Annotated in this window: 14 protein-coding genes; 6 read left to right on the plus strand and 8 right to left on the minus strand. The window is 62.2% G+C overall.

Annotated elements, in window-relative coordinates; genetic code table 11:
* Positions 1–22: 22 nt before the first annotated feature.
* Together JYG37_RS24670 and JYG37_RS24675 are read right to left on the minus strand one after the other, a co-directional pair.
* Positions 23–1,093 (minus strand): VOC family protein, encoded by a 1,071-nt coding sequence (locus JYG37_RS24670; RefSeq protein ID WP_213346619.1) that lies wholly within the window; start codon positions 1,091–1,093, stop codon positions 23–25.
* Positions 1,094–1,100: 7 nt separating this feature from the next.
* Positions 1,101–2,813, minus strand: coding sequence for a bifunctional 3-(3-hydroxy-phenyl)propionate/3-hydroxycinnamic acid hydroxylase (locus JYG37_RS24675; RefSeq protein ID WP_213346620.1), 1,713 nt, complete (start codon positions 2,811–2,813; stop codon positions 1,101–1,103).
* Between the two features lie 101 nt (positions 2,814–2,914).
* On the opposite strand from JYG37_RS24675, the gene JYG37_RS24680 reads away from it, so the two are divergent.
* Positions 2,915–3,694, plus strand: coding sequence for a TetR/AcrR family transcriptional regulator (locus tag JYG37_RS24680; RefSeq protein ID WP_213346621.1), 780 nt, complete (start codon positions 2,915–2,917; stop codon positions 3,692–3,694).
* Positions 3,695–3,814: 120 nt separating this feature from the next.
* Here JYG37_RS24680 and JYG37_RS24685 read toward each other — a convergent pair whose 3' ends face one another.
* Positions 3,815–5,074, minus strand: a complete 1,260-nt coding sequence (locus tag JYG37_RS24685) for an MFS transporter (RefSeq protein WP_213346622.1) — start codon at positions 5,072–5,074, stop codon at positions 3,815–3,817.
* A gap of 585 nt (positions 5,075–5,659) precedes the next feature.
* On the opposite strand from JYG37_RS24685, the gene JYG37_RS24690 reads away from it, so the two are divergent.
* Together JYG37_RS24690 and JYG37_RS24695 are read left to right on the plus strand one after the other, a co-directional pair.
* Positions 5,660–5,968: an ectoine synthase gene (locus tag JYG37_RS24690; RefSeq protein WP_213346623.1), complete on the plus strand. Its 309-nt coding sequence runs from the start codon at positions 5,660–5,662 to the stop codon at positions 5,966–5,968.
* A 106-nt stretch (positions 5,969–6,074) separates the two neighbouring features.
* Positions 6,075–7,241: an MFS transporter gene (locus tag JYG37_RS24695; RefSeq protein WP_213346624.1), complete on the plus strand. Its 1,167-nt coding sequence runs from the start codon at positions 6,075–6,077 to the stop codon at positions 7,239–7,241.
* A gap of 8 nt (positions 7,242–7,249) precedes the next feature.
* Here the strand turns inward: JYG37_RS24695 and JYG37_RS24700 are convergent, their stop codons facing one another.
* The gene (locus JYG37_RS24700) at positions 7,250–8,098 is read right to left on the minus strand and encodes a S66 peptidase family protein (RefSeq protein WP_349631910.1); all 849 of its coding nucleotides are present in this window, start codon (positions 8,096–8,098) and stop codon (positions 7,250–7,252) included.
* A gap of 917 nt (positions 8,099–9,015) precedes the next feature.
* Here JYG37_RS24700 and JYG37_RS24705 point away from each other — a divergent pair.
* From JYG37_RS24705 to JYG37_RS24715, 3 genes are all read left to right on the plus strand, one after another.
* The gene (locus JYG37_RS24705) at positions 9,016–9,834 is read left to right on the plus strand and encodes a hypothetical protein (protein WP_213346626.1); all 819 of its coding nucleotides are present in this window, start codon (positions 9,016–9,018) and stop codon (positions 9,832–9,834) included.
* Positions 9,835–10,271: 437 nt separating this feature from the next.
* The gene (locus JYG37_RS24710) at positions 10,272–10,889 is read left to right on the plus strand and encodes a LysE family translocator (RefSeq protein ID WP_089493017.1); all 618 of its coding nucleotides are present in this window, start codon (positions 10,272–10,274) and stop codon (positions 10,887–10,889) included.
* A 110-nt stretch (positions 10,890–10,999) separates the two neighbouring features.
* Positions 11,000–11,248: a hypothetical protein gene (locus JYG37_RS24715; protein ID WP_050017178.1), complete on the plus strand. Its 249-nt coding sequence runs from the start codon at positions 11,000–11,002 to the stop codon at positions 11,246–11,248.
* A gap of 132 nt (positions 11,249–11,380) precedes the next feature.
* Here JYG37_RS24715 and JYG37_RS24720 read toward each other — a convergent pair whose 3' ends face one another.
* From JYG37_RS24720 to JYG37_RS24735, 4 genes are all read right to left on the minus strand, one after another.
* Positions 11,381–12,739, minus strand: coding sequence for an MFS transporter (locus JYG37_RS24720; protein WP_213346627.1), 1,359 nt, complete (start codon positions 12,737–12,739; stop codon positions 11,381–11,383).
* A gap of 196 nt (positions 12,740–12,935) precedes the next feature.
* Complete coding sequence (gene pcaC / locus JYG37_RS24725; RefSeq protein ID WP_050017180.1) at positions 12,936–13,322, minus strand: 4-carboxymuconolactone decarboxylase; 387 nt, start codon at positions 13,320–13,322, stop codon at positions 12,936–12,938.
* Positions 13,323–13,332: 10 nt separating this feature from the next.
* Entirely contained in the window at positions 13,333–14,118 is a 786-nt protein-coding gene (pcaD, locus tag JYG37_RS24730; RefSeq protein WP_050017181.1) for a 3-oxoadipate enol-lactonase, read from the minus strand.
* Positions 14,118–15,491 (minus strand): 3-carboxy-cis,cis-muconate cycloisomerase, encoded by a 1,374-nt coding sequence (locus JYG37_RS24735; protein WP_213346628.1) that lies wholly within the window; start codon positions 15,489–15,491, stop codon positions 14,118–14,120. The genes pcaD and JYG37_RS24735 overlap by 1 nt, the downstream gene beginning before the upstream one ends.
* Between the last annotated feature and the right edge of the window lie 70 nt (positions 15,492–15,561).

The raw sequence follows: 15,561 nt of genomic DNA on the forward strand, positions 1-15,561 counted from the left end.
CAGGTCTGAGTGAAGATGAAGGTCACGCAAACAGCTTCGCGAGCGTGCGCAGCTTCGCGAACGTGACGTCCGGACTGGTCCGGAGGTTTCGAATGAGCGATGCGATGCTTGCCGCGGTGAGCTTCGGTTTGGTGAAGCTGCGCGGCATCGGGGGGCCCCACTGCGACATCGCTTCACGGCTGACTTCGTGGATGCCGGTCGCCACGTCCGCCGTGAACATGTCCCCATCGCAATAGTGTTCGTGCTTGTCGCCCCACGGGTCCTGCCAATAGTCGAAGACCTGGCTACCGAGAATGTGGCGCCCCACCCCCCATGCGTGCGTCCATCCTTTTTCGCTCAGCACGCGCTGCCCGATCCCCACCGCGTCCGCGTCGACCAGCTCGAATGCCGAGTGACTGTAGAGCGCTGCGAATCCCTGTGCCAATGCCAGGGTATGGTGATCCGTGGGCGTCGCCCCGCGATCGAGTCGCAGGAACGCGACGGCGGGCGATCCATCCGGCAACACCTGAACGTCGCTCGGGATGAAGCCGAAGTGAGACGTGTACCACGCGCAGGTCGCCTGGAAATCGGCGAGTTCGAGCACGACATGACCGAGGCGAATCACTTCCGGCGCCTCCAGCGGCGGACGCTGGGTATCGTTCACGCGAACGACGGAATCGGGCGAGTTGAACGGTAACGCGGACCGGTGCGGCAAGGCGCCGGCCCGCGCTTGTCCCGCGACTGCGTCGACACGAAAACCCGATGGATCGACGAGCGTGACGCGATGCCCGCCGCCGGGCCACGGCGACGGCTCCACGTCCGACGCGCCCGGTACGTCGGCAAGCTTGCGCAGTGCATCGATGTCGTCAACTTCAAGCCCGAAGCCGATGAAGCGGCTTTTTTCAGCCCGCCGGACGACGTAGCAGAACGGTGTGGCCGCCGTGCCTCGGAGGAACAGATATTCGCCGTCACGGGATACCGTCCGCAGGCCGAAATCGTTGAGGAATCGTTCGGCCCGTTCGAGATCGGGACGCTCGAACATCAAATAGGAAAGCGCCCGAGCCTTCGTCGTCGGCCGGGGACTCCGTGCGGGTTGTGCAGTAGTGAGCTTCATGGGGGCCTCAGGAAGTCGGCTGGACAATGTGATCGGATAGCGACGACGACGAGGTGCGCGCGCCAAGCAATTGCAGGGATTCGAGAACGAGGCGGGTCGACTCGGCCACCGGGCCTTCATGCAGGACCGTTTTGTCCGGCCGAATCACGGCCGCCCAGCCAAACCGCACGACACCCGGCATGAACGTACCGTCCAGGTCTTCCCATCCGTCGTTGTCAATGCGGTGAAGGCGCTGCCCGCGGTGCACGACCTGCACCACGACACCACCCGCCGCAATCAGCGCGGCGCGCGCGCCAGCGTCGAGCTCGACGCCTGGATCCCGTCCGAATCCGATCAACGCGAGACCGCTGCCGAGCACGTCGTCGCTCAGGCGGATCGCCCCATCGTGCCTACGCAGCCAACCCTGTGGAAGGGCTGCACCGCGCACGAGCCGCGTAGGCGAATAGCCACGGACGAACAAACCTCTCCGGAATGCATTCTTCGGCTTGATCCCGAGCTCGTCGAAGTGATTCCGAAGCGCCGGAACGAGCCGCGTCAATCGCATCAGACCATGCGTGAACAACGCGATCCCGGCATTTCGCGGCATCACGAGCTTCCCCATGAATTTCGCGACGCCGATCATCGCCTTGGCGTGCGGTCGGCGCTCCAGATCGTAGGAGTCGAGAATTTGCGGGGTGGCGTGGCCCTTGACGACCCATGCCAGTTTCCAGCCGAGATTCGCGGCATCACGCAGACCGGCGACGAGCCCCTGACCGACGAACGGCGGAGTGATATGGGCGGCGTCGCCTGCAAGAAATACGCGTCCTTTGCTGAATGTCGTGACGGTACGAGCGTGAAAACGGTACACGGCCTTGCGTTCGATCACCATGTCCTTGATGTCGCCCCACGGCGCGAGCAGCTCGCGGATGCGTTCGTCGGATTCCATCTCCTCTCGCGTCTCGCCGGGATGGAGCATGAACTCCCAACGCTCGCGCCCACCGGGGGCGGTCATATGCGGCGTCGGCCGCCGGTGGTCACAGATGAACTCGACATGATCGATGGGGCGTCGCACGCTGCGCGCGTCGACGATCAACCAGTCTTCCGCGAACGTCTTGCCCTTGAAATCCCGTCCGATCAACTGGCGCACGATCGAGCTGGCACCGTCTGCGCCGACGACGTAGCGAGCGCGCACGAGGTGCCGCGCGCCCTGGCCGCTGTCGAGCGTGGCGGCGACGTGATCGGCGTGCTCGTCGAGCGACACGAGCGTCACACCGAGCGCCATTCGGGCGGTGCGGTGCGCGGTCAGTCGGGCACGCAAGCATCGCTCGAGGTCCGGTTGATAGAACGTCACGAGCTTCGGATGGCCGTCGATGCTTCCCAGCGTATTGATACGCCCGAATTCCCCGAACCAGGGCGAGCGCATCCGGACGTATGGAATCGCCACCGTATCGAGGTCGGCCTCATCTACCCCGACGTACTGCAGGATGCGAAGCGCGTCGTTGTCGAGCGCGATCGCACGCGGCGCCATGAAGATCTCCGCCGCCCTGTCGACGACAAGCACGCGCACGCCGTCCCGGCCGAGGAGCGCGCCGATCGCCGCGCCGACGGGACCACAGCCCACAACAAGCACGTCTACATCCGACGGCAAGTCGCGGCCGCCGGCACGGCTCGCGTTGTCGTTGCCTTCATGGACGCCCGATTCGCACATCAGTTTTGTCTCCACCACCGCTCTGCCTCCCATTCTTCAGACAGGCCGCTGCCGGCCGCCTTGATGACATTAAAGTCATTACTGATGATTTTGTCAATTTTGATGTTCGAACGTATACTCGGAACATCGAACCCATGTGCACGCCGATGCCCAACACTTCTTCCCGTCGCACCAGAACACCGCCGCCGGCCGTCTCGAACGAGCAAGCGCCGTCGGGCCCCGAGGTTCGCGAGCCGCGGGGCGCGCGCCGAAAGCGCGAGACGCGGGCACGCCTGCTGGATGCCGCCTTTGTACTCATGGCGCAAAAAGGGATGGAAGGCGTCGCGATCAATGAAATTACGGAAGCCGCGGACGTGGGGTTCGGCTCGTTCTACAACCACTTCGAATCAAAAGAAGCGATTCATGCCGCGGTTCTGGAAGTCGTGTTCGAGGAGTTCGCGGATACCCTGGACCGCATCGCAGGCAGCCTCGCCGACCCGGCCGAGATCATTTCCGTGTCGTTGCGCCATACTTTGCTGCGAGCCAGAAGTGAGCCGGTCTGGGGACAATTTCTTCTCCGCGAAGGGCTGTCCATGCGAGCACTCAGCCGCGGCCTCGGACCTCGGTTGTTGAGGGATATTCAGAAAGGGATCCTCGCCGAGAGATTCTCGGCAAACGATCCGCTGATGAGCGTTATCACGGTCGGGGGCGCGGCACTGACCGCCATTGCAATCGAGCTAGGATTCGATGCAAACGAGAAGCCGGTTACCGACATGTTGGACATGATCGGGTACAGTCGGAACGGCTTTGCCGAGCGTGCAGCTTCATCCCTTTTGCAGACGCTGGGTGTGCCGCGGAGTGAAGCGATAGAGATTGCGAGTCGCCCGTTGCCGCCAGCCGTGACGTCAGCGCTCAACGAATCGCCGGAACGTTAGCGATCTACCGTTCGCCCGCGATCGGAAACCTCTTTGATCATTCAACGCTCGTCGGCCTGTTGTGGGCTCCCGGAGAAGAGGTCTTTGCCCGCCTGGACGGATCAGGGAAAACATCCGGAATCAGCCGATCTGCCGGACCGCTGCCTCATGCACCAGCCGTCTTTTGACGCCCACGAACGCCAGGGCGGCCAGCGCGATGGATCCACCATAGAACAGCAGCGCCGTCACGTCCGTTCCCAGCCGGGAGAACACGAAGCCGACCGCCAGCATGCCCAATCCGAGGCCGGCGCGCTCCGCGACGTACGAGATACCGATCACGCGATTGCGTGACGCCGCCGGTGCCGATTGCAGGAGCGAATAGTAGATCGTCTCCGTAGCCGCGTCGAAAACGCCCGCCAGCAACACGAAGCCCAACATGCCCGGCATGCCACGCACCTCGAACACGCCGAGGAAGCACGCGAAGGTCAAAATCAGCAACCCGATGAAATACGGCTCGAGCGGCTGGTGACGCGATTCGAGACGCTCCAGCGAGCGCGGCGTCACAGCCGCGGAAACGAGCCGTCCGACACCCCACACCGCCATCAGCCAGCCGTACAGAAACGCGGGCTGATTCGCGTCGAACAGCTGCGACCTGATCGGGAAGCCGACGTTGTGCGTACCGGAACCGAACGCTTCGACGAAGCGCGCGCCGATCACCAGCATCACGATGGCCGACAAATAACGCGCCGTGCCTGGCAATACGCCGGCCGCGGCAGCAACGTGTGCCGCCTCGGCCGGTCGATGTCGGCGCGGCATGTTGCCCACCAGCATCAGAAATGCAATGGCGGAAACCGCAAACGTGATCGAATCGATCAGGAATACGCGCTTGTAGGCCAGGTACTGCGTGATCACCGATGCAAGCAGGCTGCCGCCGACCACCGACACGCCATCGGTCGCACTGAGGATCGCATTGAAGCGATGCCGGCCCTCCTGCCCGACCATTTCCGGAACCTCGGACATGATGGACACCCGGTACATTCCCTGGAAAAGGCCGATGAAGAAAGGTACGAAATAGATCAGCGACGCGTCGGCGGCACGCGACGACGTCGCCAGCACGCCGATCGCCAGTGCACTACCCGCTTCCGCGGCGAAGATCAGGGTACGGCGGGAAAACCGGCTCAGCCGCGGCACCGCGGCACCGCCCGCGACCGCACCCAGCAAGCGCGACGCCATCGTCAGGCCGAGCAGCGCGGCAGAGCCCGTGACCTCGAGTGCGTAGGTCGCCAGCACGATGCCGATCATCGTCGAACTGATGTCGGAGATCGTCTTGAACGACAACCAGACGTACAACTGCGCCAACGAAGACGACGCGCGTTTTTCTAGAACCAGCTCGGACTTCACGACAGCTCATCTCGCTGAGGAAATGGAAATCAGCAACATGTCCCGGAACGCGAGTTCGTCCGAGTTGGCTTGCTGAGCGGCATTGGCGCTGTGGTACAACACGGCGCCGCTTAGGACCACGGTATCGAGGAAATCCGTCAGCGGCCGTGCGAACAACGGAACAATGTCCTCGCGTTTTTTACAATTACCAATCAGCATCAATTCGATGATTAAGGATCACGCACCTCGCAGAAATGGCAGGTTTAATACATCCATCAAAGACAGAACACCCAACGCTTCCCAAATTATCAAAACACTCATCGACACCGCCACAGACTATGTCGGCAAGCCACGCAATCCCAAAAAATGTAGATAAACTACAATACGCCGATCCAGCTTAGTCGCAACACCTCCAACGCAGATTTACATAATCCTCGGAAATTCCCCCATATCCCGCCCTTGACGCACCACGCCGTCAGCGGTTAATGTTGAAAAACTACATGATTTAGCCGGCCATTCTGTTACAGGCACTGGCTTGCTTTTCATGGCTTCGCTTCCGCCGAGAGCAGGACAATAGCTTCTTACGCAAAAGAAAGGAATGCGAATATGTTCGTCAGGAACCTGAGCGATGTCGAAAAAAATGGATTGCTCGTCGAATGGGGCTCCGGCATGAGCCATCGCTTGTTGACGGAAAAGGACTGCATGGGCTACGGCGTGTGTCATACAGTGGCGCGTGCGGGTACGGAATCGCTTCTGCAATACCGCAATCATCTCGAAGCCTGTTATTGCATTGCAGGCGAACGCGAGGTCGAAGACATGGACGGTAACGTCTTTCCGATCCGCCCGGGCACCCTCTACGTGCTCGATCGACACGAACGGCATAACCTGGCGTCAGCAGAAGCATCCGCTTACTGAGGCTCGATACGCTCATTCCGGGAGGACCTGGGTACCCACCCTCCCGGCAACGTCCGCAGGAGTACGCATGCATCGCGTGCTCCACGCAAAAGAAAGGTGATCGTTCGTGCGCGCCCAGCATCAAGCCTTTTTCCATTCGCTTTTCCTTGCCCGCCTCGCCGACCAGATCCTGTTGTTTCTCGTGCCGCTGGTCATCTTTCAGATGACAGGGCGCGTGTCCTGGTCGGGGATCGCGTTTTCGCTCGAAACACTGCCGAGATACCTGAGCTTCCCGTTTCTGGGCGCGCTTTGCGATCGGTATTCGCCCACGAAACTGATGCGCGTCAGTCAGATTCTCCGCGCGGCGGTATGCGTCGCGGGCGTCGCCGCCTACGACCTCGTCGGCGGCATCGGATGGTTGATCGCGCTGTCCGCGTTGTGCGGCATGCTGACGAGTCAGGGCATTGTTGCGCGCGAGGTGATGCTGCCGCAGATATTCAGCAGCCATCGCTTCGAAAAAGTGCTGTCGTATTCGCAATTGGCAGACCAGCTTGGCCTGGTGCTCGGCCCCATGCTCGCGGCGATTCTGCTGTCCTGGTGGCACTGGGAATTCGTCGTGGCGGCCGCGGCCGTGCTGTTCGTCACGGCCGACGTCGCGCTCGCCTATTGGCAAAAGGCCAGCGCGTTCGAATTCACGATGCCGGAAGGCACGCACGGCACCTGGTTCACGCCGATCAAGACGGCCTTGTCTCACGTCGTCCATCTCCCGGGTCTCAAGTCCGTCATCATGCTGGCGGCCGCTGAGAACCTCGTGATCGGCGTCACGCTCGCGACATCCGCCGCGATGGTCACCGGCTTTCATCACGAAAGCGGACGCTATTACGCAGGGCTGCAAACGGCAGGTGCGTGCGTGACGATCGCGATTCTGCTGATGACGGCGAGGTTGCATGTCCCCAGGCGCATCCTCGGCCTCGTCGGCTTCGGTTCGATCTGTGTCGGCGGCGTCATCGCGGCAGCCAGCCCGGGAATTGCGGGGTACGTGTTCGGCTTCCTACTGATCGTCGGGTTCGACAAGATGTTCAACGTGTACATCCGGAGCACGCGGCAGAAGATCATCCCCGCGCGCGACTACGGCAAGACGACGGGCGTCGTCATCCTCCTCAACAACATGACACAGCCGCTCGCAGGCGTCGCGGTAGGCGCGTTCTCGACGCGTTTCGGACCCGACACGGTGATCATGGTGCTGTCCGTTTGCATGGGCTGCCTCGGGTTGCTGGCGTTCCTGTCCTTCTAGATTCGACACTACGCGACGAACCGGATCGTGCTGTTCTCGATGGCAGCCTGGTTGCCGTATTGCCAAGTGATGTTGCGGTGTTCATGTCCGATCGGCAGACCCGAGTAGATCGGCAGGCCGAAGCCGCTCAGCACGTCGACAAGCATCTGCTCGAGCGTGAAATCCGCGCCGTCCGGGATCGGGCAGCGCGTGAATTGGCCGAGCACGAACGCGCGGGCCCCGTCGAACGCGCCGCTCAGACGCAGTTGCGTCAGGCTGCGGTCTAGCCGGTAGCCGAACTCCGTCACGTCCTCCAGGAGTACGATTGCGTCGCGTGAGCGAAGCGACCAGCGTGTACCCGCGACGCTCGCGAGCACCGTCACGTTGCCGCCGCACAGACGTCCCCGCACCGCACCAGCGGCGCCGGACAAATGCCGCAGGCTCAGCGGAGCGCGTTTGCCGCCGGTCAGCACGGCGCGCATGTCGGCACGCGTCGCGTCGTCGACCTTGGTCGCCAGACTGTGGAATGTCGGACCATGCAACAAGCGCACGCCGGGGCGGTCGGCGAGCGCGCAGAACAGCGACGTCGCGTCGGAAAAACCGACGATCGTCTTCGGCGTCGCGATCTCGTCGGGCAGGCGCTCGAGCAGATGCGCGCAACCGAATCCCCCTCGCGCGAGCCAGACGATATCGATTGACGGATCCATCAAGGCACGCCGCAGATCGTCCGCGCGCTCCTCGGCGGTACCGGCGAAATAGCGGTACCGGCTGCCGAGATGTGCGCTCGTCGTGACCTTGAAGCCCCAGCTTTCGAGGAGCGCGATGCCGCGCTCGATTCCTTGCGGATCGGGCACACCTGCGGGCGCGACGACGCGCACTGTCTTGCGTCTTGATTCCATTGAACGGATAGCGTGAGGATAAGAATCCGCTGAATATAGCCGATACCACTCGCGAGCCGCTCACACCTGCGAGGCGACACGCTCTTGTGGGCTCTCAGAAAGGTGTCTTTGGGACCGGATAAAAATCAAGGACTTGGACATCTTTTGTGAGCAAATCGCATTGCGCCCGTCTCAGAAAAGATGGCCCTGGGCTCGTAAATTCTCAGAAAAATTGTCTCTGCGAACATCGCGCCCCGGCCTAGGTATCTCGCCCCCTGACGACAAAGCTCATCACCGTTAGCTTGAGTGTCCTGCATTTTTTGCGCGACATCGTTCGGATAGTGAACTGCTCGCAACTATCGATGAAGTGCCGGAATCAAAGTGATGGTGAGCACGATATGGCCGCAACCAAGGTGGGAACCAGGATTCTCTGAGCATGAATTTTGGATCGTGACTACTTGATGTCAGCTCCTCGGCAGCCCAAGCCACATCAGACCTCCACATGAACGCAATATGCATCACTCACCAATAACAGACTAAAAGTCACTTTTCTTGATATTCATATCACAACAAAGATCGGCTGCTGCATATCGACATTTGCCATTGACACATCAAATCTAAAGTTATTCTTCCTCCCGCCGATATCAGGAACGGGCATCACACCCCAAAACACGACAACCCATCAACAATCGAACCAACTGATGCAGAATAGCGAAAAATCAAAAAATCCCGAACCTGTCGACAACAATTCACGCCCATCTCCGAGTCGACGTGAAAGTTTTCGGGACTTATTAAAGAGAGTATCCATATGCATTGCGATGCTGGCGGTATTGATGACTTTAATTCCAGTCAGTTGGCGAACCGTATACCTCACCACAAGCCTAATATTACTAATTCCGACCCTCAGCATAAGAATCTTGCAGATCAATTATCCCGGGAGATTCTTATTTTCCAACATTATAAACATCTCACTAAGTTGGTATGAAGGGCTCAGTCGCCATCAGCAACTGTACCTTAACGTTGTACTGTGCATTCCATTCCTGATCTATATCTACTTGCTGGACCCCAAAACGCTGTTCGTCCCACTTCTATTTTTGTTCTACACATACTGCCTCGGCGTAGCAACATATGATATTTGTCGGATATACGTCTCACTTTCCAGCACCCTGATTGGAAAAGGCCTCATTGCGATTGCATTTGCCCTTGGCTCCAATCTCGCCTTTAGCATCTCAGGAAAAGTCATCGGTGAATTGACGCACGTTCCAGCTTCGACATTCCCGCACACCCTGTCATTTCTCGCGATCTTCACCATTCCCTTCCTGTTTGTGGCCGCCGGGGCAGTCTATGTGCCACTATCCATAATCCTCACCCCAGCCGCGATATACATCTCAAAATTCATGAATGAATCGCCACGAATCACAAAATGGATTTTAGGCATTGAGATTAAAAAAGAAAAATACCGCTACATAATTGCGACCGTTATTTTTCAAACAATCTTCTATTCCGTGATTGGAGCCGTTACACCAAAAATTTTTCTGCATGCTCTCGGTGAGAACAATCCAAGAATAGAATGGCTCATTGCTAACTCGATATACGAGCTTGATATGTACCCAGGTGTAGAGTGCAAGATGCCATCCAATTATCGAACGGCGTCCTTAGGTGATGAGAATTATGTCACGGCCGCAAAGGGAGTCACCGGAGTGAAGTTCGAACTTCCAAGGAAATGCGCTCTTTAGTCAAAGTTGGCCAAGCACCTAAATAAGACATCACGATTTTTTACTAAGCAGAAGACATAGGCGTCGTAGATGCATAAATTTACGTATTCTCCATTGCGAAATCGGCGCCTACCTCCGTCTAATCGCCTGTCAACGCGGAGTCGCGGAGTCGCGAGGTCGATCAAATCTCGTCGGCTATCATACCGATAGAGGAAAGCGAAGACCATCCCGCGGCTGGGCGTCCACGACGCTTACCTCAGATTCACTTCTCAAATCCTCAAAGACAACATATTGAGACTGCGGACATCTTTTCTGAGAGACAACAACAACGAAGGAACACCCGCCCCAATAAGTCTCGCCCCGTACCGGCATCCGCCAAGCAAACTGTACCGGTACTGTACAGAAATCCGTCGCTACACTGACTCCATCCCAGCCTCGAACCGAATGGAGAATCCGCGATGGAATTCCTCACCCTCAGCGCGCTGCCGGCCGGCATGCTGTTCGCGCTCGTCACGTCGATCACGCCCGGCCCGAACAACACGATGCTGCTCGCGTCCGGCGTCAACTTCGGTTTCCGCCGCACGATGCCGCACCTGTTCGGCATCAGCATCGGCGTCGCGATCCTGATGCTCTGCGTCGGCTTCGGCCTCGGCGAGGCGTTCAAGCGCCTGCCGCTGCTGTACACGATCCTCGAAGCCGCGAGCGTCGCCTATTTGCTGTACCTCGCGTGGCGCATCGGCACGTCGGGCGAAGTGAAGGCGCACGGCGCCAAGCCGCGGCCGATGACGTTCATCGAAGCCGCCGCGTTCCAGTGGGTCAATCCGAAAGCGTGGATGATGGTGCTGACCGCCGCGACGACGGTCCAGCTGTCCGCCGACTACGGGATGAACGCCGCATGGATGTCCGTCGTGTTCATCCTGATCGGCTTCCCGTGCATCTGCCTGTGGGCCGCGTTCGGCCTCGGCCTGCGGCGCTTCCTGTCGAATCCCCGCGCGCTGCGCATCTTCAACGTGACGATGGCCGTGCTGCTGATCCTGTCGCTGTACCCGCTCGTCGCCCATCTGCTGCCGCAGTAAGCGCTCACCAGCGCGCCCGTTGAGCTTCGCGTGCGGCAGGCGTACCCTTTCGGTACGGGCGCGTGCGACCGCTTCGGCGGTTGCACCGCTGCTCTGCATGGAGATTGCTGATGAAGCCAATGCTGAGAGCGGGCGAGCACATCGAGGGCATGCACTGGATCGCCGAGTATCACCCGCTCACGCACGACATCCGCGTGCTGCGCGAGAACATCGAAGTCGGCACTTACTGCGCGCCGCCGACGCTGTTCGGCGACGAGGAGGAAATGGGCGCCGCGAACCACGACGATCATCGCAGCCGGGAAGCCGCGTTGCGCGCGTATCTGCGCAACTTCGTCAAGGAACACGACGCGGAGGAGTAACGGTGCGACGGCCGGAATGCCGACGGGCCGCGAAGGCGGCCCGGTCTGCTGTCGTGCGTCGGTCGATTGGCTTGCAACCGACCCGAATCCGTCATGCACTGGGCCGGCGCACCGCACCGGCCCGTACGCCGCTCAATGCCCGAGCGACTCGATCTTGCCTGCCGGCTGCGCGACGCCATGCGGCCGCGCCATCTGCTTGATCAGTAGCGCAGCGCAGGCCAGCACGCCCGCGACGGCAATCGTCGCGAACACGCCCGCGAACGAGAAGTGCCGGCGCGTCAGTTCGGCGACGAGGAACGACCCCGCGATCCCGCCGAAACGACCGACGCCGAGCATCCATGCGACGCCCGTGCCGCGCCCTTCGGTCGGATAGAACGCGGCGGCCAGCGCCGGCATCGACGATTGCGCGGTATTCATCAGCACGCCGGCCACGAACACGACCAGCACCAGCAACCCGACGTTGCCGGCTGCCTGCCCGATCGCATATACGCTCACAGCCGTCAGCGCGTAGCACACGGCGATCACGCGGTTCGCGTTGAAGCGGTCCATCAGCACGCCGCACAGCACCGCGCCCACGCCGCCGAGCGGGAACAGCGCGGAGATCAGCGTCGCGCTCTTCGGCGTCAGCCCCGCATCCTTCAGCAGAATCGGCATCCAGTTGATCGACGCGTAGAAGATCACGAGGCCCATGAAGTATGCGAGCCACAGCATCACCGAGCCGACGAGGTACGAGCGCGACAGCACGACGCCGAGGCCCTTGCCGCCGGTCTGCGGCGCGGCTTCGGTCAGCACGAACGAGCCGGCGTTCAGCGCGTCGCGCGAGATCCGTGCGAGCGTGGCGCGGATCTTGTCGATGGACTGGCCGCTCGCGACCATGAAGCGCACCGATTCCGGCATCTTGAGCACCAACAGCACGCCGAGCAGCAGCGGCGTCACGCCGCCGAGCATCAGCACGCTGCGCCAGCCGAAATGCGGAATCATCCATGCGGCCAGGAAACCGCCGAACGCGGCGCCGAGCGGAAAGCCGCAGAACATCAGGTTGATCACGGTCGCGCGGCGCTTGTCCGGGCAGAATTCGCCCATCATCGTGACCGCGTTCGGCATCGCTGCGCCGAGCCCGACGCCGGTGATGAAGCGCAGGATCGTCAGGTGTCCGATCGTGTTCGAGAACGCGGACATCAGGCATGCGACCCCGAACAGGAACACTGAACCGAGCAGCAGCGAGCGGCGGCCGAGCCGGTCGGACAGCGGGCCCGACACGAGCGCGCCGCACGCCAGGCCGAACAGCGCGGCGCTGAGCACCGGCGCGAGATCGGGCTTCGTGAGGTTCCATTCGCCGAGCAGCGACGGCGCGATGAAGCCGATCGCGGCCGTATCGAAGCCGTCGAGCAGCACGATCACGAAACACATGAGGAATACGAGCCATTGAAAGCCGCCGAACGGCTGCTCGTTGATGAAGGTCTGGACATCGACCACGGGTGTGCGATTCATCGCTTGTCTCCTTGTCGGCCGGCGTGGGCGCGTCAGCGCTCGATCCGGTCGCATCCAACATTGATATAGATGCAACAAGCGCGGCCTCGTGGCCGCGCCTTTCCTTCGTTCACGCACCGATTCGCTGCCGGCGCGTTCTTCATCGACGACGGCCCGCCAACCTCGGCGGGCCAATCGATCAGATTACCGCCAGCACTTAACCGGCCCCATCTTGTTCCTTGAAGATCTTGTCCGCGAGATGGAACGCGGAATTCGCGGCCGGCACGCCGCAATAGATCGCGGTCTGCAGCAGCACTTCCTTGATCTCGTCGCGCGTCACGCCGTTGTTGCGCGCGGCGCGCAGGTGCAGCGCCAGCTCCTCGCCGCGGTTCAGCGCGACCATCATCGCGATGGTCAGCAGGCTGCGCGTATGGCGCGGCAGGCCGTCGCGCGTCCAGATCTCGCCCCACGCATAGCGCGTGATCAGGTTCTGAAATTCCTCCGTCACTTCGGTACGATTCTCGAGCGAACGGTCGACGTGCGCGTCGCCAAGCACCGCGCGACGCACCTTCATCCCTGCTTCATAACGTTCCTGGTCGTCCATCGCCGGTGCCTCACGCAGTCAGGAAATCGAGCAGCGCGCGGTTGAAACCGTCGGTGCACTCGATGTTCGAAATGTGCGCGGCGTCGAATTCGACGTGCAGCGCACCGGGAATCGCGGCGGCGAGCGCGCGGCCCTGATCGGGCGGCGTCGACATGTCCTTCGCGCCGGTCACGACAAGCACCGGCAGTGCGATGCCCTTCACTTCCTCGCGCAGGTCGGCCGCGTTCAGCGCGTCGCAGTTCGCCGCGTAGCCGTCCTTGTCGGTATGCACGAAGGTGTCGCGGATCGCGTCGAACAGGCGCGGCTCGCGGTCGACGAATGCGTCGGTGAACCAGCGCGGCAGCACGGCGTCGGCGAGCGCGGCCATCCCTTCTGCGCGCGCCTTCTGCGCACGCGGCGCCCACACTTCCGGCGAGCCGATCTTGGCCGAGGTATTCGACAGCACCGCGCGCACGATGCGCGACGGGTAGCGCGCGGCGAGCGCGGCGCCCGTCAATCCACCCATCGAGATCCCGCAGAAATGCGCGCAGTCGATGCCGACGTGGTCGAGCAGGCCGATCACGTCGCCGGCCAGCTGTTCGATCGTGTACGAACCGGCCGGCGCGTCGGAATGGCCGTGGCCGCGCGTGTCGTAGCGCAGGATATTGAAGTGCTGCGTGAGCGGGCGAATCTGCGGCGCCCACATCTGCAGGTCGGCGCCGAGCGAGTTCGAGAAGACGAGCCACGGCGCGTCGTCGCGTGCGGCACGGTCGATCCGGTAATGCAGTTTCACGCCGTTGACAGTGGCGAAAGGCATCAATGTTCTCCTGGTTGTTTCGCGCCCGCGTGCAGCGCGAGCACGGCGTCGACGTAGGCCTGTGCCTCGCCGACGTAATGGGCGGGATCGAGCAGCCGCGCGAGCGCGTCGCGCGACAGGTGGGCCGACACCGTCGCATCGGCGGCGAGCACGTCGAACAGCGTCGCCCCGGTGCGCACGGCTTCCTTCGACGCATGCTCGACGACGTGGTGCGCATCGAGCCGGCCGATCTTGTCGCCGAGTGCGAGCATCACGGCTTCGCCGAGGATCAGCCCGTGCGTCAGGTCGAGGTTCGCGGCGAGGCGGTCGGTATTGACGTCGAGGCCCGCGACGATCTGCGCGATCTGCGCGAGCGCGCCGCCCGTCAGGCGCGCGAGATCGGGCAGCGCATCCCATTCGGCCTGCCAGCCGCCGAGGGCGCGCTCGTGCTCCTGCACCATCCCCGCGAACACGGTCGCGACGAGGTTCGGCGCACGCACGGCGGCGGTCAGCACGGCCGCGCAGCCGACCGGGTTGCGCTTGTGCGGCATCGTCGACGAGCCGCCCTTGCCGGCGGCCGCCGGTTCGCCGAGCTCGCCCACTTCGGTCTGCATCTGCAACGACACGTCGCGTGCGATCTTGCCGAGCGTGCCGGTCAGCATCCCGAAGCACGACGCGGCTTCCGCGATGCGGTCACGCTGCGTATGCCACGGCACGGCCGGCAACGCGAGCTTCAGGTCGGCCGCGAGCGCGGCGCTCACGCCGGCCGCATGCTCGCGCAGGCTCGCGAGCGTGCCGGCCGCGCCGCCGAACTGCAGCACGAGCGCGCGCTCGCGCAACTCGACGAAGCGCGCGCGATGGCGCAGCAGCGCATCGAGCCATTGGGCGAATTTGAGGCCGAGCGTGATCGGCAGCGCCTGCTGCAGCCACGTGCGGCCGATCATCGGCGTCGCGCGGTGCGCGCGCGCGAGCGCCGCGAGCGACGCGCAGGCTTCGTCGAGCAGCGATTCGAGCACGTCGAGCGTGTCGCGCAACTGCAGCACGGTCGCGGTATCGATGATGTCCTGGCTCGTCGCGCCCCAGTGCACGAACTTCGCGGCCTCGGGGTCGTCGGCCTTCACTTGCGCGGTGAGTTGCTTGACGAGCGGAATCGCGAGATTGCCGCCGAGCGCCGCGCCGTGCGCGAGCGCATCGGCGTCGAGCCGGCCGGCGTCGCACGCGCGTTCGATCGGCGCGACCGCGGTGGCAGGAATCACTCGCTGCGCGGCGAGCGCGCGCGCAAGCGCGGCCTCGACGTCGAGCATCCGCTGGATCGTCGCGCGAGGCGACCAGATCCGGTTGAGCGGCTCGGTGCCGCAGATCAGGGAGGTCAGGCGGGCGCTGTCTTCGAGCATGGCATCGGAATGGGGAAACGGCGTGCGCCTATTGTCTACCCAAGCGTGCCGGCGTGCGCACGAAAGCGCG

It is taken from the genome of Burkholderia sp. LAS2 (genome assembly GCF_018417615.1).
Lineage (GTDB): Bacteria > Pseudomonadota > Gammaproteobacteria > Burkholderiales > Burkholderiaceae > Burkholderia > Burkholderia sola.

What these genes read in the sequence shown, in the direction of transcription:
- JYG37_RS24670 (WP_213346619.1), bottom strand. Translation starts at nt 1,093, where the DNA reads ATGAAGCTCACTACTGCACAACCCGCACGGAGTCCCCGGCCGACGACG.
- JYG37_RS24675 (WP_213346620.1), bottom strand. Translation starts at nt 2,813, where the DNA reads ATGGGAGGCAGAGCGGTGGTGGAGACAAAACTGATGTGCGAATCGGGC.
- JYG37_RS24680 (WP_213346621.1), top strand. Translation starts at nt 2,915, where the DNA reads ATGTGCACGCCGATGCCCAACACTTCTTCCCGTCGCACCAGAACACCG.
- JYG37_RS24690 (WP_213346623.1), top strand. Translation starts at nt 5,660, where the DNA reads ATGTTCGTCAGGAACCTGAGCGATGTCGAAAAAAATGGATTGCTCGTC.
- JYG37_RS24710 (WP_089493017.1), top strand. Translation starts at nt 10,272, where the DNA reads ATGGAATTCCTCACCCTCAGCGCGCTGCCGGCCGGCATGCTGTTCGCG.
- JYG37_RS24715 (WP_050017178.1), top strand. Translation starts at nt 11,000, where the DNA reads ATGAAGCCAATGCTGAGAGCGGGCGAGCACATCGAGGGCATGCACTGG.
- JYG37_RS24720 (WP_213346627.1), bottom strand. Translation starts at nt 12,739, where the DNA reads ATGAATCGCACACCCGTGGTCGATGTCCAGACCTTCATCAACGAGCAG.
- pcaC (WP_050017180.1), bottom strand. Translation starts at nt 13,322, where the DNA reads ATGGACGACCAGGAACGTTATGAAGCAGGGATGAAGGTGCGTCGCGCG.
- pcaD (WP_050017181.1), bottom strand. Translation starts at nt 14,118, where the DNA reads ATGCCTTTCGCCACTGTCAACGGCGTGAAACTGCATTACCGGATCGAC.
- JYG37_RS24735 (WP_213346628.1), bottom strand. Translation starts at nt 15,491, where the DNA reads ATGCTCGAAGACAGCGCCCGCCTGACCTCCCTGATCTGCGGCACCGAG.